Below are 18,887 nucleotides of genomic sequence, written 5' to 3'. Positions count from 1 at the left end.
TGTGCTGGCGACAATAGCAAGAGTGAACCACCTGATCCCTTCCCGAACTCAGAAGTGAAACCTCTTAGCGCTGATGGTAGTGTGGAGTTATCCATGTGAGAGTAAGTCATCGCCAGCTCATTAATTCTAAATCCCCCTCCGCTAAGCGCTGAGGGGGATTTTTTTATGCTGAATATATTAAATAATATAAAATAAACGAATCAATCGTCTAATTGAGGTTTAGGATAGGTTTCTACATACTGATTTACTTATTTATCGATCATGACATTTAATCTATCTAACATTTTTTATTTTTAGATTTTTAAAAATATTGAATAGTCGATCAAATGTTCATAGTTTGTTAGCAATATCTTTAAATGGAATAATGAGTATGTCTAATAAAATTCAATATCAACTGAAAAAACTTCCTTTAATCTCATGTGCGTTGTTGAGCTGTTTAGCTTTTGGGCAAGTACATGCTGTATCTAATGATCAGGTCAAACATCTGGTTGAGTCAGAAAAAAAGAATTATTTAAATACTCTAGAGGCTTTAGTCAATATTGAGTCGGGGAGTAAAGATCTTGTCGGCGTGAATAAGATCGCTAAATATGTCGCCGAACAATTAAAAACGACAGGTGCTGAGGTCAGTATTGTAGAAGCCAAAGATATATATCGTATGGATGATACGCCTCAACAGACTGGTCCAATGGTAAAAGCTGTTTTAAAGGGTAAAGGCAGCAGTAAAATTATGCTAATTGCTCATATGGATACGGTGTATTTAACAGGGATGTTGAAAGACCAACCTTTTAAAATGGAAGGGGATAAAGTTTTTGGTCTCGGAATTTTAGATGATAAACAGGGGGTTGCTGCGATTATTCATACGCTTGATCTTTTGAAAAAGTTGAATTATCAAGATTATGGCACGATCACAATCTTACTTAACTCCGATGAGGAGATCAGTTCGCCAGGTTCACGCAAACTGATTACTGAAACTGCACAAGACCAAGATGTGGTTTTGTCATTTGAAGGTGGTGGTAAAGACGGCAGTTTACGTTTAGCCACCAGTGGGATTGGTGCAGCATATTTAGAGGTTCACGGGAAACCTGCACATGCAGGGGTTAAGCCTGAAGCAGGCATAAATGCACTGACAGAATTATCACATCAAATCTTACAGTTACAAGACTTATCCAATCCTAAAACAGGGTTGAAATTAAACTGGACTGTAGCGAGTGCAGGTAAAGTGCGTAACGTGATTCCAGACCTTGCGACTGCACAAGCAGATGTTCGTGCTTTGCAAGTTAAAGATTTTCAGCAAGTGGAACGTGTATTACAGGAAAGGATTAAACGTAAAAAGTTAGCTGATAGTGAAGTTAAGTTAAAGTTTGAAATGCGTCGCCCACCTTTAATGGCAAATCCACAGGCAAAAAAATTGGCTGAACAAGCACAGCTTATTTACAAAACTGATTTTAACTTACCAATGAAGGTCTTAGCTGAAGCAACAGGTGGTGGTACAGATGCCGCATTTGCTGGCTTAAATTCGAAAGCAGCGATTTTAGAAGGCATGGGCTTATCTGGTGATGGTGCACATTCGAATAATGCTGAATATATTCTGGTCGAAAGTATTGTGCCGCGTTTATATTTAGCGACAAAGTTGATTATGGACTTATCGACCGCTCAAAAATAATAAAGTTGGTGTGAAAGAATTCAACTGATTTGAGTTTTTACATGATGAAAGATGGTGTTTATTTTTAGCAGCATCTTTCATTAATCTAAATATTAGAATCTTAAAAGGAAATGGATGAGATCTTAAATAAAAGCGCCATAAAGTGAGGGATATTCTGAGAGATTGGCATAGCTATAGCTGATGTTAATTTTTCATTCTTTGCTGCGTAATTCAGCGGAATCTGTTGGGTTTCGGTGTAGTGTTTATTGTCCCAATTGACTGGACATTGGTATGTATTCTTTAAGAAATGAAGGGCCAGCTTTTTGGGTCTTCACTGTCGAATTGTTTCTTTTTAAATAAATATCTCAAAAATATTTTTGTATAAAAAAATAAATGATAACGTGCTGTAAATGATGCTTTTTTAACCAAGCAAGCTGAATGTAATTCATGGTAAAATGATCGGCTTTCATCTTTGATCTTTATTTGAGATCTTTCATCTGCCAGCCGAGAATTGCTAGCCATGTCTACTGCTTATACTATGCAGACCGCGTCTAAAGCGTTGTTTGATTACGACAAATATTGGGCGTCATGTTTTGAACCTGCGCCATTTTTGCCGATGTCGCGCGAGGAAATGGACCAACTCGGTTGGGATAGTTGTGACTTTATTTTGGTCTGTGGTGATGCGTATATCGACCATCCATCATTTTGTTCGGGCATTATTGGCCGTACGTTAGAAGCACAAGGTTTCCGTGTGGGGATTATTGCACAACCTGATTGGACGAATGTTGAAGCATTCCGCGTTTTGGGTAAGCCAAATATCGCTTGGGGTGTGACTGCTGGGAACATGGATTCGATGATCAACCGTTATACGGCTGATCGTAAAATTCGTTCTGATGATGCCTATTCACCAGATAATTTACCCAATAAACGTCCAGACCGTGCAGCAACCGTATATTGCCAACGTGTGCGCGAAGCATTTCCAGATGTACCTGTATTGTTAGGTGGAATAGAAGCGTCTTTGCGTCGTATTGCGCACTATGACTATTGGTCAGATAAAGTACGTCGTTCAGTGTTGATGGACTCAAAAGCCGATCTTTTGATGTATGGTAATGGTGAGCGTTCAATTACTGAAGTGATGCATCGCTTAGCCAAAGGCGAAAAAATTCACGAAATTACCGATGTTCGTGGCACGGCATTTATTGTGAATAAATTAAATCGTCCATCTAAAGCCAAGTTTGTGGAAATCGCATCGAATGATGTGGATACCATTGGCCGTGTTGATCCGATTATCAATCCTTATGTGATGACTGAAGATTTAGATGGCTGTGAAATTGAAAAAGATAAGGGTAATTCTTTAACTCAATACCAAAATTTCCAAAAAGAAATTGTGACGAATCAAATTGTTCGTGAAGGGGATAAACTCGATCCTGATACACAAATTGTGCAATTACAGCCGTCTTCAAAGGCAATTAAACATAAATTACCGCCGCGTGAACTGGCAGTGATTCGTTTACCATCTTTTGAGGAAGTGGTGAATGATCCTGTGCTGTATGCGCATGCTAACCGTATTTTGCATTTAGAAACCAATCCAGGAAATGCACGTGCTTTAGTACAAAAGCATGGCGAGCGTGATGTTTGGTTAAATGCTCCACCGATTCCGCTAACCACGGAAGAAATGGACTATGTGTTTGATTTACCTTATGCACGTCTACCCCATCCTGTGTATGGGGATGCGCGTTTCCCTGCATTTGACATGATTAAGTTCTCTGTGAACATCATGCGGGGTTGTTTTGGTGGCTGTACCTTCTGTTCGATTACAGAACATGAAGGACGTATCATTCAAAACCGTTCTGAAGAATCAATTTTGCGTGAAGTGGAAAAGATTCGTGATACCGCACCGGGCTTTACCGGCATCATTTCTGACTTAGGTGGGCCTACAGCAAACATGTATCGTTTGCACTGTAAAGACCCTGAGATTGAAAAGAATTGTCGTAAACCATCCTGTGTTTATCCGGGTGTGTGTCAAAACTTACATACCGATCATGCACCTTTAACGCAGCTATATCGTAAAGCACGCGCCATTAAAGGCGTCAAAAAGATTCTGATTGGTTCGGGTCTGCGTTATGACTTGGCGGTGTTAAACCCTGAATATGTCAAAGAGTTGGTACAACATCACGTTGGTGGTTATTTAAAAATTGCCCCGGAACATACCGAAAAAGGTCCATTGTCGAAGATGATGAAACCGGGCATCGGGACCTATGATCGTTTCAAGCAAATGTTTGATCGTTTCAGTAAAGAGGCAGGTAAAGAGCAGTATTTAATTCCGTACTTTATCGCAGCACATCCAGGTACGACTGAATATGACATGATGAATTTGGCGATTTGGTTGAAGAAAAATGGTTTCCGTGCCGATCAGGTACAGACTTTCTATCCATCGCCAATGGCAACCGCGACCACCATGTATCACACGGGTAAAAACCCATTAGCCAAAGTGGCGCGATATACTGAAGATGTGGATATTGTGAAAGGTGAGAAGCGTCGTCGTCTGCATAAAGCCTTCTTGCGTTATCATGATCCAAACAACTGGCCATTATTACGTGAAGCTTTAAAAGAGATGGGCCGCCAAGACTTGATTGGTAACTCGAAACAGCATTTGATTCCAACCTATCAACCGCAAGGGACAGAAGGTCAGTATCAGTCTGCTCGGAAGAAAAACTCAACCGTGGATGGTGATTCGCAAAAACGTAATGGTGATAGCCGTAACCAACAAGCGAAAAATCAATCGCGTCCATCGAATACCAAAAAGCGTCCTGAGCGCGGTCAGATTTTAACGCAGCATACAGGTTTGCCACCGCGTGAAACAGGTGATGCCAAGAAGCCATTTGGACATTCAAAATCAAAACCGAAGTCTAAGTCACGTGCTTAATCGCAATTGAATATAAAAAAGGATGCTACGGCATCCTTTTTTAGGATCGATCTTTTTATTGCGTTAGAAAAATAGCTCAAAGATTGGCTTTTCTGCCATCCGTCGGGAAAATTGGGTCAATCCGAAGAATCATATTGCACGTGAATGAATCACTCTATTACAGTGTAGATAGGCTAAAGAGCCAAAATTTCATTCGGATTAAAACAAAACGTGTTAGAACGAATGACATTGCAAAAAATTGTTTAGTTTTATCAGCTTTTGTTTGATTTTAGCTTTAGTTTTTTTATTGCGTGGTTTGGGTAAATGGTCAGTAGGTTATACTGATCGAATAAAAATGGTTGTGATACCGAAAATTATAATAAAGATGAAAAGGATACAAATATGACAACTTATATGGTAATTGGTAGCGTGTTGTTGATACTGGTCATGATTTTAGCGAGTAAAGCGTTGATCCCTAAGACCAAGCAGCAAGATAGTGCATTAAGACAACGTGCTATTTTTAGTATGCATGAGCAACTGACTTATACTCGTTTGAAAGAAATTTTACCGCATCATACTGTTCTGGCACATGTGTCTTATGATGCCTTACTGACTACAAAATTTTCACGTACACGAAACAAATACCGCAATTTGGTGGCTGATTTTGTGATTATGGATAGTGCACAACAAGTTTTGGCAGTGGTTGCTTTAGAAGATCCGCTTTCATTGAAACGTCCACAAAAGGCACAGTTTCAGGATGCGATCCTCGATATGGCTGGCTATAAAGTGATTCGTTATGAAGAAGTGCCTGACTATCATCAGTTACGTGAAGATTTTTATGGCGATCTCTATGCTTCGTCGCGTTTGACTAAAGATACGCATGTGGCCAAAAAATATGATTACTATAACGCAGCACAAACTCGAAAATTACGTCTGATCGGCTAACTGAATCTCAGCGCGCATCATAAAAAACATGAAGATTCATGCTTCTCATGATGCGTATATTTTTATGCAGGTTTCACTGCAACAACGGTTAACTCTACCAATACTCTTGGATCATAAAGTTTAGCTTCAACACAGGTACGTGGTAAGGCATCAATGTCTGCAACCCAAGCATCCCAAACTTCATTGAACGCTGCATAGTCTTGTTCAATATTCTTCAAATAAATCGTTACCGATAAGATATGGCTTTTATCTGTGCCTGCATCAGCAAGAAATTGGTCAATCATGTCGAATGTTTGTTGGGTTTGACCTTTAATATCGAGATCAAAGTCAGACGCCAGTTGACCTGCCAAATGAACGAGATTGCCAGCAATCGCAACTTCAGAAAAACGATTTGAGACATGCAAACGTTGAACCGTCATGATGTATGCATCCTGTGTGATGAGTATAAAAATAGAACATAAAAATGTAGTTCAATAGCCTACCACAAACTCATGTATGACAGATGGCTACGATGTTGGCTTTCAATCAGGTGCAGAATTTTACAGCGTGAAGGATCAAATCTATTTCTGTAGGTAAAGTGAACAGAGGGAGATAAATGGATAGTTGATATCAATATATCGACGTGGGAATTACAAAAAATGAAGGAACGCGATTAATAGGTCAATCTTATTCGGACTTTATAACAGTATATTTAAAAATATTGGATTATTCTGATGCTAAAGCACTGCTCTGTAATATAGAGGCGGGAATACCATATAAATATCAGAGATGTCCTGTAATCTTCGGATTTGATCGTCACGCCAATCACAGGACGTATGCTAAAAGTAAAGGTAAGTTTTAGCATCTCAGCGGTTACATGGATAAATGCAGCGCGTCATTAGATTACTCTAAAAACACAGTTTGTGAATGCTAAATTGCATTATTTTTGTTCTTTTGGTTAAAAAATGACTGATTGAGCAATCAGTCAGACCATAAAGAGAGCTGGGGTAGAGGCTCTTGAGTCGAAAGTGCATAGACCCCAACACCGATAAGACGAAATTGTTGATCCGGTGTGATTTGCATTTCTTTGAGTAAGATATCTAAGGTCATTTGTAGTTCAGTTTGATGCTTTAATGGCGTTTTGAAGCTTTTACTGTGCTGTAAGGTTTGAAAGTTTTTCAGTTTCATTTTGACGGTGACACCGCGGGCATACAGTTGCTTTTTATCTAAGCTTTGCCAGACTTGTGCAATCAACTTGGGCCAAAATGGGAGACATTGTTCAATGGTTAAGTCATCATCAAAAGTGGTTTCTTTTGAAATTTGCTGACGTTCTCGTTCCGCTTGTACAGGACGCTCATCAATCCCTTGCGCATAGAGATAGAGCTGTTTGCCATATTTGCCAAAATGATGAATCAGGATATTTTCATCCACATGCTGTAAATCACCTAAAGTTTCAAGTTTGAGCGCATGTAATTTTTCTTGCATGACTTTCCCCACTCCAGGGATTTTTTTAAGCGGCAAGTGTTGAATAAACTGCTGAACTTGTGAAGGTTTAATCACGCAGATACCATTGGGTTTATTCCAGTCCGAAGCAACTTTGGCTAGAAACTTATTGGGTGCAACACCCGCAGAGGCGGTCAGTCCTGTGCTGTGAAAAATATCAGCACGGATGCGTTCAGCAACTTCTGTGGCACTGGCCAGTTGTTGTAAATTTTCCGTTACATCTAAATAAGCTTCATCTAAGGAAAGCGGTTCAATGAGTGTGGTATAACGCTGAAAAATTGCATGAATTTGCTCTGAGACCGCACGATATTTAGAGAAATTAGGTTCAATCACCACCACTTGAGGGCAGCGTTTTTTGGCTTGAGTCATCGACATGGCAGAGCGGAGTCCGTAACTGCGTGCAGGGTAGGATGCGGCTGCAATGACAGCACGGGGATGGTGTGAAGAAATCACCACAGGTAAATGCTTTAAGTCGGGACGATCAAGTAACTCCACCGAGGCATAGAAGGCATCCATGTCGATGTGAATGATTTTTCGCATGCTGAATTTTAATATTGAAACCTAAGCCAGTATTGCACTATTCAGATCGATTGCGTAGTTCTACATGCGGCATAAGCGACATAGTTTGACTTGGTATTTTAGTATTTGAATTTCAATGCTGAGCTTGGAACTGCTTACTTGATTGGTAAGTTTTGTGGCAGTTGATAAAGTCCTTGGCGCTCTAAAAAGCTGATCCAATCTTGCTCTGAGCCTTGAAATACATTGAGATCTACCAAGGTTGGTATGCCTTTAATTTGACCTTGGCTGGTGTGTTGCCAAAAGGTCCATTTCGGATTGCCTTTGAGCTCAGGCTTGCCCTGATATTCACGAATCCAAAGGGGAGTTTTTTTAAATTCATCGACCAAAACAATATTATAAAATGCTTTAGAGGTATAAAAAATGGGTTGCAAACCATAGTGTTGATACAGTTGGTCGTGCATGACCTGAATTTCTTTGAGTAGCTGTTCTCTGGTGTAGGTGTTGATACAGGTGCTGTCATATTCCAAATCAATCACAGGCGGTAAACTATCGGTTTTCTTCGGTACAGTTTCGATAAAGTTCTGCGCCTGAATCTGGCCATCACGGCATAAGCGATAAAAATGATAAGCCCCGACCAAAAAGCCTTGTTCACGAGCTTTGAGCCAATTGTCCTGAAATTTACGGTCTTTGAAATCTCCCCCTTCGGTGGCTTTTAAATAAACGAATTTAAACTCTTGGGGAGAAATGGATTGCCATTGGATGTCGCCCTGATGATGAGACACATCAAAGCCTTTTATCGGATACTCTTGGGCAGATGCGATATTGTTCTGCAAGAAAAAATAGGTGATACCCAGTCCGACACATAGCATCACTACACAGGCAAGTATGTAATAGGGATATGAGGTTTTTGACGGCGTGGAAACTTTCTTTCTTGCGGACATGCTTTTGCAGGTATTGGTTTTTAGCTCATCATCATAGCTCGAATTTGCGGAACTGACCATGATGATTATGGTCAGTGAATGGCAGCACTTTGTATCTGTTATTCATCCACGGTATCTTTGGGGATATGCCAGAAAATAGCTGCGGTAATCAGGTTAATACAGCCCAATACAATTAAAGTGTTATGGAATGCCATGACGATGTGATCTGTACCCAAATATGCGGTAAAGACATTGACTAAAGTACCTGCCAAAGCCACGCCAATACTCATCGATACCATCATGATCATCGACAAGAAACTGTTGCCACTGCTGGCATCTTGTTGCGGTAAATCTTTCAGCGTGAGGGTATTCATAGACACAAATTGCAGGGAGTTCAGCATGCCAAAAACAAAGAAATGCAGTGCGCGCAGCCAAGTTGGGGTGTCTGCGGTATTGAGGGCAAAACTGGCGATACATGCGCCGACCAACAAGGTGTTAACCAAAAGCACATGGCGATAACCAAAACGCTGAATCAAGTGACGAATGATGGGTTTGGAGGCCAGTGAACCCAACACTGTCGGAATCATCAAAAGCCCCGTCACAAAGGGTTCAAAACCGAAAGCCACTTGTAACATGAGTGGCATCAAAAAAGGCATGGCATTGCCACCGAGGCGAGCAAAGAAGTTACCTAAAATACCCACGGCATAAATGCGGTTACGAAACAGTTTACTGCGGAATAATGCATTTTGATGGGTATGTGCATGATAGGCATACCAAAGCGCAGCTACTAAGCTCAGTACAATCAGCCCCATACTCCACCATAAAGTCAGGTGCGGACTGGCAAAATTTTCAATCCCTAGAGATAGTCCTGCCATGGTGATCACCAACAGGATAAAACCCCAAAAGTCAAAACGCGGTACATTCTGCTCGGTGACATTCGGCATGGCTTTAAAGCTAATCAGGACACCTAACAGTCCCATGGGGAGGTTAATCAGGAAAATCCAATGCCATGTACTGACTTCGACCAACCAGCCCCCGAGTGTTGGACCGATCAGTGGGCCAATCAGTCCCGCGAGACTCATCAAACTCATGGCCGATAAGAACTGCGTCCGCGGAATGACCTTGAGCATAGCTAAACGGCCAACAGGGAGCAATAATGCACCACCGATGCCTTGTAATACGCGATAGAACAATAACTCATTTAAGCTTTCAGAAAAGCCACAGCCCAGTGAGGCAAGAGTAAAAATGATAATGGCACTGAAATAGGTATTGCGCACTCCAAAACGGTCGGCGAGCCAACCACTCAAGGGGATACAGGCAGCAACGGCAAGCACATAGGCCACCACCACGCTATGCATTTGCAGCGGGTCTTCATTCAAACTGGCTGCCATAGCCGGTAGAGCGGTATTCACAATGGTGGTATCTAAGCCTTGCATAAAAAAGCCAATCGAAACCAGAAGTACCAAAAGACGGTACTCAGGAGCGAGTGCTTGATGGGTCGGCGTTTGGTTCATAGATACAACAAAGTGAAATTTTTAAACAGTTTAGCTTAATTTAAGTTGGACTGTTGTTGCGAATGTGCATTTATCACATGCCATCAAATTGACATCTCTACGTCATGTGTTTGCAACGCGTACGTCATACATTGGTCAAATTTGAACCGATATTTAGATCATGATGAATAAAACTTATAGTGCCGTTTTTTTAGCATGCATGGGGTTGGGCTTAGTAGGATGTAATGACAGTGATGATGCGCAAACCATCACATCACCGCCTGTGGTAGAGGAAGCCACGCCGAATAGTATTGAACTGGTTCATCTTGCAAGTTATGAGTCGGGGATATTTGGACAGAGTGCAGCTGAAATCCCCGCCTATGATGCTGCGAGTAAGCGTCTGTTCGTGGTGAATGCACAAAAAGGTATGGTCGATGTTTTAGATTTCTCCCAACCAGCGCAACCGACATATATCCAATCTTTGGATGCCAAAACTTATTTAGCCAATTCCGAAGTGAATAGCGTCGCGGTACATAATGGCATCGTGGCACTGGCGGTTCAGGCTGAGGATAAAACCCAAACCGGTATTGTGGCTTTCTTTAAAGCACAGGATCTCTCTTTTATCAGTCAAGTCAACGTGGGAGCTTTGCCAGATATGTTGACCTTCACGCCTGATGGTCGAAAAGTACTGGTAGCGAATGAAGCGGAACCGAATGAAGGTTATCAAGTCGATCCCGAAGGTTCGGTCAGCATTATTGATATTTCAGATATTCAAAAACCAACAGCAAGCATTGCGGGCTTCCACGCATGGAATGACCGTAAACAAGACTTATTAGATGCAGGTATTCGTATTTTTGGCCCAGACATCAGTCAATACCCAAATGTAGCGAGCGCAGGTATTCAAACGACCACCGTTGCACAAGACCTAGAGCCTGAGTACATCGCAGTCAGTGCTGATGGTAAAAAAGCATGGGTCAGTTTGCAGGAAAATAATGCCATTGGGGTTTTAGACCTAGCAAAAAATCAATTTGTTGATCTTTTCCCGATGGGCTACAAGGACCATAGTTTGCCTGAAAATGCCTTGGATGGAAGTGACCGTGACTGTGCTATTGGTCAAGACTCTTTGGGGCGTAGTATTACAGAATGTGCAAAAGATGCCGGCATGATTAATATCCGCTCTTGGCCGGGTCTATATGGCATGTATATGCCCGATGCCATTGCTCAATATCAAGCCAACGGCAAAACCTATTTGGTCACGGCCAATGAGGGGGATGCCCGTGAATGGCTAAGGGATGAAGCCAAATACTTTGAAGGCGGGGACTTAAATGCTGGTTATGCTGAAGAGATACGCATCAAACATTTGTTTAAAAAAGCAGGTTTTGACGCCAAAGGCGATTATGCCGCGCATTTACGTCAGCTTGCACCGGGCGTAAAAGGGGCGAAATTAAACCCAGAGGTGTTTAAACCTTGTCAAACGGCTGACGCAACAGAAGTCTGCGCGGATAATTTAATTAAAGATTCACAAATTGGACGTTTGACCATTAGTTGGACGCAAGGTTATCAAAAAGATCCACTGACTGGTCTGCCAAAGCTGGATGAAAATGGTCGTCTAACTTATGACAAATTATATGCCTATGGTGGCCGTTCGGTGAGTATTGTCGACCCTGAAACCAAGCAGATTGTGTGGGACTCGGGGAGTGAGTTTGAGCGAAAAATTTCGGAGTTGTTTCCACATCAATTTAATAGCAATCATGAAGCATTTAAATTTGATGACCGTAGTGATAATAAAGGCCCTGAACCTGAAGGCGTGACATTGGGTAAAATTGGTGAAAAGACCTTTGCTTTTATTGGACTTGAGCGTGCCAGTGGCATCATGGTGTATGACATTAGCAACCCGAATCAGGCTAAATTTGTTCAGTATATGAACCATCGCAATACCAATGAAATAGAAGTCACGAAGCAAGGTGGCTTAGGCCCAGAAGGTTTGATTTTCATCGCGGCGAAGAATTCACCCAATGGTCACCCGCTGTTGGTGGTGGGAAATGAAGTCAGTGGTAGTACAGCGGTTTATGAAGTCAAACTCAATTAAAAAACTGAGTTTTGAATTTGAAAAAAGAGCACTACGGTGCTCTTTTTTTATGGCGCTACAAAAAATATATGACAGGGATGTCATGAAAATGAAATAAAACCGTCATAATCTTTGGCAAACATCCAAGGGCACTGTCTTGGAATAAATTATTCAAAAGGTTGGTTTTATGACAATCGAAATTTTGATGGTGATAGGCTTCTGTTTAGCCGCTTATTCTATCGTCGGAAATGATGTGCCACAGACATTAGGTACGTTTATTTCATCCAATGCACATCGTCCATGGTGGGTGCTTTGGCTCTTTATCAGCACCATTTTGGTGGTGGTGTTGATTTATGGTTGGTATGCATCCGGTGTGGGGGATGCATCATATGGTCGTTTAGAAACGATCCCTTTTCCTGAGGGTGGGGTCACGTGGCTCTATATTGTGCCACCGATTTTGCTGTTATTTTTAACCAAATACGGAATTCCCGTCAGTACCACTTTCTTGGTTTTAACCATTTTCTCGCCTGCAAGTTTAGGCTCGATGATGGTGAAATCGATGATGGGCTATGCGGTGGCCTTTGTAGTTGCGATTATTGTCTATCGTTTTGTGATGCGCCAAGTTGCGAAGTATTTTGCGAAAACTCGTAACCAAGAACCGTCGCATATTTGGATCGGACTACAGTGGGTCTCTACGGCTTTTCTGTGGAGTCAGTGGCTGATTCAAGATTTGGCCAATATTTTCGTCTATGTACCCCGTCAAGTGCCGTTTTCATTTTTACTGTTTGCCATCACGGTCTTTGTGGTGTTGTTGGCGGTGATTTTGTACCAACGTGGTGGTGCGATTCAGAAGATTGTCGATACCAAAACAGGTGTTACCGATATTCGTGCAGCGACCATTATTGACTTTATGTATGCCCTCATTTTGTTGGTCTTCAAAGAGTGGAGCAATATTCCAATGAGTACCACATGGGTATTCTTAGGTTTACTTGCAGGTCGTGAGTTTGCAATGTCGATGATTTTTGATGAAGTGAACAAACACCGCACTTCGCGTAACGTCAGTAAAGATGCGATGAAATTGATGTTTGGCTTAGCCATGTCCGTGATTTTGGCGACCACACTGCCGTGGTTCTATAACTTTGTCACCCATTATGGACAATAACCGCACATGTTAAAAAAGCGAGCTCTAGGCTCGCTTTTTATGGCATTAAGAACAGGGTTTAAATGGCAAAGTGTGCTGGACTGCCGAGGTTGGCAATGGCTGAATAAATCTGTTCAGCATGGTTGCACACAATCAGTTTTGCGCGGTGCTGTGGCGGTAGAAAACCTTCTTCTACTGCATGATCCAACTGGGTAATCAGTGCGTCATAGAAACCATTGACGTTATAAATCATCATCGGCTTTTGGTGTTGGTTCAGTTGTCCCCAGGTTGCCACTTCTAAAATTTCTTCAAAAGTGCCTAAACCACCAGGTAGTGCGACAAAGGCACTTGCACGTTCGGCCATTAAGGCTTTGCGCTCATGCATGGTTTGTACAACATGTAATTCGGTCAGTTGGTGATGCGCAATTTCATAATCCAGCATAAATTCTGGAATGACGCCGACGGCTTCACCGCCGTGGCTAATCATGGCATCGGCCACTTGTCCCATGAGGCCAATACTTGCCCCCCCATAAACCAGACCAAAACCCTGTTTAGCTAAACCTTGTGCCAGTGCAATCGCTTTTTCTTGATAAATCGGTTTATTGCCCGAACGAGAACCGCAATAAAGTGCGATCAGAGGTTGCGTGGTTTGAACGTTTACTTCAGTGTTGAGAGAGGATGTTTTTAATTCACTATTCATGGCGTATGTTTTTACCTTTTACTTTATCTACTTTTTCTTTCATAGTTTAAGCAAGAAATGTGACTGCAAGCTGTATTTAATCTCACAATCGGGTAATAATTTGTTAAATCCTTTAAAACAGTGCGCTTTTGAAAAAAAGATGAATTTCATTTAGATCTTGCCTATACTTATTTCCTGTTTTACAACACAAGAACGAACATGGGTAGTGGTAGTTGTCGCTCAAGACATCTTCAGTTTTCCGAAAATAATTTACAGCGAGCAGTGCTGAATCTTCATTTTTATTCGCCTAATCATTATGCGCGTTATACATTCCCTCGACAGGAGCAGATCACATGATATTTGAATGGATGTCTGATCCTTCTGCGTGGGTGGGCTTACTCACCTTAGTGGTGCTGGAAATTGTGCTGGGGATTGATAACTTGGTTTTTATTGCGATTTTGGCGGAGAAACTTCCACCAGAACAACGCAATACGGCTAGAGTTGTTGGTTTGATCCTTGCACTCTTAATGCGTTTGGTGCTGTTGGCCTCAATTGCTTGGGTGGTGACACTGACCGAGCCGCTGTTCCATATCTTCGATCATCCTTTCTCAGGACGGGATTTGATTCTTCTGTTTGGTGGGGTGTTCTTGTTGTTTAAAGGCACCATGGAACTGCATGAACGTATTGACGCCAAAGTGGTTCAGAAAGAAGAAAGTCCAGCCAATGCTGTGTTTTGGATGGTGATCGTTCAGATTGTAGTTTTGGATGCTGTGTTTTCCTTAGACTCGGTGATTACCGCAGTCGGTATGGTTAAACACCTGTCTGTAATGATGATTGCGGTGATTATTGCCGTGGGCATTATGTTGTGGGCATCGAAAGCCTTGATGGAATTTGTCAACAAACATCCGACCGTGGTGATTTTGTGTCTCGGCTTCTTGATGATGATCGGTTTCTCATTGATTGTAGAAGGCTTTGGTTTCCATATTCCAAAGGGCTACTTATATGCCGCGATTGGTTTCTCGGTGGTTGTTGAATTCATCAACCAAACCATGCGCCGTAATCAAGAAAAAATGGTCACCACCACAGACCTTCGCTATAAAACTGCATCTGCGGTGCTGCGAATGTTGGGCGGTAAAAGTAGTGATCATGCCTCTGAGCCTGAAGATGTATTGGCAACTCGCGCCTACGCGGATGAAGTATTTGATCCTGAAAATGGGGTCTATCATAGTGTCTTGGTACAAGGGGTGCTGGGTTTGTCTGAACGTCCAGTGAAGTCCGTGATGACCCCACGTCCAGAGTTGGAGTGGATTGATTTAGAGGATGAAGAAGCCTCAATCAAATCACAACTACTCAGTATTACGCATTCACGTTTAATCGTGGCACGGGGCGAGTTAGACAACATCGCAGGTGTGGTGCTGACCCATAAAGTTTTGGATGAATATATCGAAACCGGTGTCCTCGATTTTGATAAACATTTACGTGAACCTGTGATTGTGCATGAAAATGCGCAAGTCCTGATGGTGATGGAACAATTGCGTCAAGCACCGTTGCAAATGGCTTTGGTCTTGAACGAATACGGCTCGATTGAAGGGATTGCCACACCGATTGACGTATTAGAGGCGATTGCAGGGGAGTTCCCCGATGAAGATGCTGAAGATAATGTGGCTGAAAGCTTAGAAGATGGTAGCTTGATGCTCGATGGTTCAACCGATATTCGCCATGTGTCGTTATTGTTGGATCGTGATTTGGTCGACGAGTCTGATCAGTACTCAACCTTGTCAGGCTATATCCTCTTTCATTTAGGTCGTTTACCCGAAAATGGCTCTAGCCTTGAAGCAGATGGTTGTATTTTTGAAGTGGTGACGATGGATGGGCACAAAATTGAAAAAGTGCATGTGATTCCCAAGTCGGATCTGCACAAGGAATCCTCTTAAAACAAACCTTAATCTGGTTTGAACAGGTTAAAATAGCTCGCAATGTCGAGCTATTTTTTATGGAAAAATCATGAGTAATGTTGAGTGTCCGTGTGGACAGGGCGAATATAAGCAGTGCTGTCAGCCATTACACTTGGGACAAAGCCGTGCGCAGAGTGCTACTCAACTTATGCGCTCACGTTATAGTGCTTTTGCCAAACAGCAAATCGATTACATTGTGCAAACCACAGCGTTGGGGCAGCAACAGGCTCTAGATGTTGCAGCAATAGCGGAGTGGAGTCGAAGCAACCAATGGTTGAAGTTAGACGTCGTACAGGCCAATGAAAAACTCGATAAAAACCATGCCATGGTCGAATTCAAAGCCTATTATCATGATGGCACATCGCCACAGATACATCATGAAATTTCACATTTTGTGAAACATGCAGAAGCATGGTATTTTTTAGATCCAACCACTGAAATGCATATCACCATGAAACAAGCGTGCATCTGCGGTTCAGGGAAAAAATTTAAACAATGTTGTGCACAATTTTTATAATTTTAAGCAAATTTGGCTTAGAATAGCGCGCATCAATTAGCCTATATGGAATCCAGGCGATGTTACTCACTATTATTTATATTATAGCGATCACAGCAGAGGCAATGACAGGTGCACTGTCGGCGGGTCGGCGTAGTATGGATTGGTTTGGTGTGGTGATTATTGCTTGTGTCACAGCGCTGGGCGGCGGTTCTGTCCGCGATGTGTTATTGGGACATTATCCGCTGACTTGGGTCAAGCATCCTGAATATTTGATGCTGACCTGTTTTGCCGCTTTTATGACGATTTTGATTGCCAAGTGGATGCGCCATTTACGTAATATCTTCTTGGTGCTCGATGCTCTGGGCCTGATCGGTTTTACCATCATCGGCTGTCAAATTGCCTTAGAAATGGGACATGGTTTTGTGGTGTCTGCGGTCGCAGGAGTTCTGACAGGGGTATCGGGCGGTATCTTACGTGATATTTTGTGTAATGACGTCCCTTTGGTCTTCCGCCGTGAACTGTATGCCAGTATTTCTTTTGTCGCGGTGATTTTCTATTGGGGCTGCATTCAGCTCGGTTTATCACTTGAGCTGACCGTGATTTCGACTTTGATCTTTGGTTTTAGCTTACGTCTAATCGCGATTTACTTTGGCTTAGAAATGCCAAAATTCATTTATCAAGACGATGATGAGCAATCTGCTTCCTCGAAAGATGCGAGCTAAAATAGCAGTGATTTGACTGCCTTATTTGTATAAAAAAAGCACATAATGATAAAGCCTGTTGAGAAAGCAGCCTGCTATCTTTTCCCGCTTTAGAGGCCGAGCTATGGATTTAGTTTCTCGCATACAACGCTTACCGATCGGTAAATTTCACTACACCTTGTTGTGGGTCATTGGCTTGGGCTGGATGTTCGATGCCATGGACACGGGGCTGATTTCTTTTATTTTGGCAAAAATGGCCGAAGACTGGCACATGAGCCCAACCGAGAAAGGTTGGGTGGTCTCCATTGGCTTTGTCGGAATGGCGATTGGTGCGGTGTGCTCAGGTGGTCTAGCCGATCGTATTGGGCGTAAAACAGTTTTTGCCGCGACCCTAGTGATTTACAGTTTAGCGACGGCGGCCTGTGCCTTTGCCCCTAACTTAACGTGGTTGTTGGTGTTTCGTTTTATTGTGGGTCTCGGTTTGGGTGGACAGTTGCCAGTAGCGGTGACCTTGGTCAGTGAATACATTCCTGCGCAGGTGCGTGGGCGTTTTATCGTGCTGCTAGAAAGTTTTTGGGGCCTTGGTTGGCTTTGCGCTGCATTGGTGGCGTATTTTGTGATTCCAAAATTTGACTGGCATATGGCCTTCTTAATCGGTGGGATTCCTGCACTGTATGCCATTGTGATTTGGTTCAAAGTGCCTGAGTCAATTCCTTATCTCATCAACCGTGGTCGCATTGTGGAAGCGCATGCTTTGGTGCAGCAGATTGAACGTCAATGCGGTGTGGAAGTGATCGAGCATATCGTTGTTAAACCGGTGGCAGAGAAAAAGACCGTGTCTTTTACCCAGCTCTGGTCGGGGGCATTTGCACGTAGAACCTTGATGTTATGGCTGATTTGGTTTGGTATTGTCTACTCATATTATGGCATTTTTACATGGTTACCAAGTTTGCTGGTGAAGCAGGGGTATAGCATTGTTCAGTCTTTTGAATATGTCTTGGTGATGATTTTGGCACAGCTGCCAGGCTATGTGGCCGCAGCATGGCTGGTCGAAAAGCTGGGACGTAAAGTAACCTTGGCTGGTTTTATTGGCATGTGTGCAGTTTCCGCGTATTTCTTTGGTCAAGCTGATACTGTGAGCATGATCATGTTCTGGGGTTGTTTGATGTCATTCTTTAACCTCGGTGCATGGGGGGTGTTGTATACCTATACCCCAGAGCAATATCCAACCAATATCCGGGCTTTTGGTTCGGGCTGGGCATCAGCCATTGGTCGTATGGGCGGCATTGTCGCACCGATGGTGGTGACGCATATGATGGTCATGAGCAATGGATTTAGTGCGATTTTCATGATGTTTACCGCAGTGTTGCTTGCGGTGGCAGCGGTGATTTTGATTTTGGGTGAAGAGACCAAAGGCAAAACATTGGAAGAAATTGGACTGTAATTTAGTCCGTGCTGAAGATTGAGCGTCAGATGTGCTGAGACTCCCAGTCTTCAATACACTTCAACATAAAATCTAGATGATGGATTTGAAAATAGCCGATAACAAGATCCAACTCAGCAATAAAAAATTCAATCTGCTCGGCTGAAATGTGGCTTCTCAAAGCTGCATTTTGATAAAAATTAGCCCCGTGCATGATGAGACCTTTTAAATATTCACTGCTTGATTGATGCAATCTATCCAATTGGTTGTGTCGTATTTTGGGCGAGGATGCCCCAACTTTTTGTCGATCGTATCGATCAAGTTGAGAAGACTGAAGTTGCTTAACCATTTTCATTGATGAGCAGAGATGAACACAGGAACTGAACTTCAAAAATAATTAGTTGCTCATTTTAAAAAAAATGGATAATTTTACGACACTAGGAACATCTAAAGACGCAAATTGTCGTAGTGGTGTACGCTTTCACTTGTATAGGCAGAGCCTGCGACATAGCATA

15 protein-coding genes and 1 rRNA gene are annotated in these 18,887 nt (G+C 42.5%); 10 read left to right on the top strand and 6 right to left on the bottom strand.

Annotated elements, in window-relative coordinates; genetic code table 11:
- Positions 1–3: 3 nt before the first annotated feature.
- The 4 genes from rrf (at position 4) to HYI04_RS07545 (ending at position 5,492) form a co-directional block, all read left to right on the top strand.
- Positions 4–118: ribosomal RNA gene (gene rrf / locus HYI04_RS07560) — 5S ribosomal RNA — on the top strand.
- Between the two features lie 252 nt (positions 119–370).
- The gene (locus tag HYI04_RS07555) at positions 371–1,663 is read left to right on the top strand and encodes a glutamate carboxypeptidase (RefSeq protein ID WP_159153626.1); all 1,293 of its coding nucleotides are present in this window, start codon (positions 371–373) and stop codon (positions 1,661–1,663) included.
- A gap of 499 nt (positions 1,664–2,162) precedes the next feature.
- Positions 2,163–4,568: a YgiQ family radical SAM protein gene (locus HYI04_RS07550; RefSeq protein ID WP_159153625.1), complete on the top strand. Its 2,406-nt coding sequence runs from the start codon at positions 2,163–2,165 to the stop codon at positions 4,566–4,568.
- 381 nt (positions 4,569–4,949) lie between these two features.
- Positions 4,950–5,492: a DUF2726 domain-containing protein gene (locus tag HYI04_RS07545; RefSeq protein ID WP_159153624.1), complete on the top strand. Its 543-nt coding sequence runs from the start codon at positions 4,950–4,952 to the stop codon at positions 5,490–5,492.
- 62 nt (positions 5,493–5,554) lie between these two features.
- On the opposite strand, the gene HYI04_RS07540 is transcribed toward HYI04_RS07545, so the two are convergent.
- The 4 genes from HYI04_RS07540 to mdtD all read right to left on the bottom strand — a co-directional run bounded on the left by HYI04_RS07540 (position 5,555) and on the right by mdtD (position 9,927).
- Entirely contained in the window at positions 5,555–5,911 is a 357-nt protein-coding gene (locus tag HYI04_RS07540; RefSeq protein ID WP_125273446.1) for a RidA family protein, read from the bottom strand.
- A 541-nt stretch (positions 5,912–6,452) separates the two neighbouring features.
- Positions 6,453–7,514, bottom strand: a complete 1,062-nt coding sequence (gene dinB, locus HYI04_RS07535) for a DNA polymerase IV (protein ID WP_159153623.1) — start codon at positions 7,512–7,514, stop codon at positions 6,453–6,455.
- A 134-nt stretch (positions 7,515–7,648) separates the two neighbouring features.
- Complete coding sequence (locus tag HYI04_RS07530) at positions 7,649–8,434, bottom strand: GH25 family lysozyme (RefSeq protein ID WP_372239163.1); 786 nt, start codon at positions 8,432–8,434, stop codon at positions 7,649–7,651.
- Between the two features lie 98 nt (positions 8,435–8,532).
- Positions 8,533–9,927 carry a multidrug transporter subunit MdtD gene (mdtD, locus tag HYI04_RS07525; RefSeq protein WP_062033339.1) on the bottom strand — a complete coding sequence of 465 codons (1,395 nt, stop codon included), beginning with the start codon at positions 9,925–9,927 and terminating at the stop codon, positions 8,533–8,535.
- Positions 9,928–10,087: 160 nt separating this feature from the next.
- Here mdtD and HYI04_RS07520 point away from each other — a divergent pair, with 160 nt between their 5' ends.
- Both HYI04_RS07520 and HYI04_RS07515 read left to right on the top strand, forming a co-directional pair.
- Positions 10,088–11,995, top strand: coding sequence for a choice-of-anchor I family protein (locus tag HYI04_RS07520; protein ID WP_159153622.1), 1,908 nt, complete (start codon positions 10,088–10,090; stop codon positions 11,993–11,995).
- A gap of 166 nt (positions 11,996–12,161) precedes the next feature.
- A complete protein-coding gene (locus HYI04_RS07515) occupies positions 12,162–13,136 on the top strand; it encodes a hypothetical protein (protein WP_004692891.1) in 975 nt (324 codons plus the stop codon).
- A 58-nt stretch (positions 13,137–13,194) separates the two neighbouring features.
- Here HYI04_RS07515 and HYI04_RS07510 read toward each other — a convergent pair whose 3' ends face one another.
- Positions 13,195–13,815, bottom strand: coding sequence for a TIGR00730 family Rossman fold protein (locus HYI04_RS07510; RefSeq protein WP_159153621.1), 621 nt, complete (start codon positions 13,813–13,815; stop codon positions 13,195–13,197).
- Between the two features lie 332 nt (positions 13,816–14,147).
- Between HYI04_RS07510 and HYI04_RS07505 the strand changes: the two genes are divergently transcribed.
- The 4 genes from HYI04_RS07505 (at position 14,148) to HYI04_RS07490 (ending at position 18,393) form a co-directional block, all read left to right on the top strand.
- Positions 14,148–15,728 (top strand): TerC family protein, encoded by a 1,581-nt coding sequence (locus tag HYI04_RS07505; RefSeq protein ID WP_178896046.1) that lies wholly within the window; start codon positions 14,148–14,150, stop codon positions 15,726–15,728.
- A gap of 70 nt (positions 15,729–15,798) precedes the next feature.
- Positions 15,799–16,266 carry a YchJ family protein gene (locus HYI04_RS07500; protein ID WP_005401011.1) on the top strand — a complete coding sequence of 156 codons (468 nt, stop codon included), beginning with the start codon at positions 15,799–15,801 and terminating at the stop codon, positions 16,264–16,266.
- A 59-nt stretch (positions 16,267–16,325) separates the two neighbouring features.
- A complete protein-coding gene (locus HYI04_RS07495; RefSeq protein ID WP_004692884.1) occupies positions 16,326–16,970 on the top strand; it encodes a trimeric intracellular cation channel family protein in 645 nt (214 codons plus the stop codon).
- A gap of 103 nt (positions 16,971–17,073) precedes the next feature.
- Positions 17,074–18,393, top strand: coding sequence for an MFS transporter (locus HYI04_RS07490; protein WP_159153620.1), 1,320 nt, complete (start codon positions 17,074–17,076; stop codon positions 18,391–18,393).
- Between the two features lie 25 nt (positions 18,394–18,418).
- Here HYI04_RS07490 and HYI04_RS07485 read toward each other — a convergent pair whose 3' ends face one another.
- Entirely contained in the window at positions 18,419–18,721 is a 303-nt protein-coding gene (locus tag HYI04_RS07485; protein ID WP_178896045.1) for a hypothetical protein, read from the bottom strand.
- Positions 18,722–18,887: the final 166 nt, after the last annotated feature.

The organism is Acinetobacter sp. SwsAc2 (assembly GCF_013391465.1).
Taxonomy (GTDB): Bacteria; Pseudomonadota; Gammaproteobacteria; order Pseudomonadales; family Moraxellaceae; genus Acinetobacter; species Acinetobacter johnsonii.
Note: the sequence above shows the minus strand (reverse complement) of the source record. Positions and strands in the feature narration are given on the sequence as shown.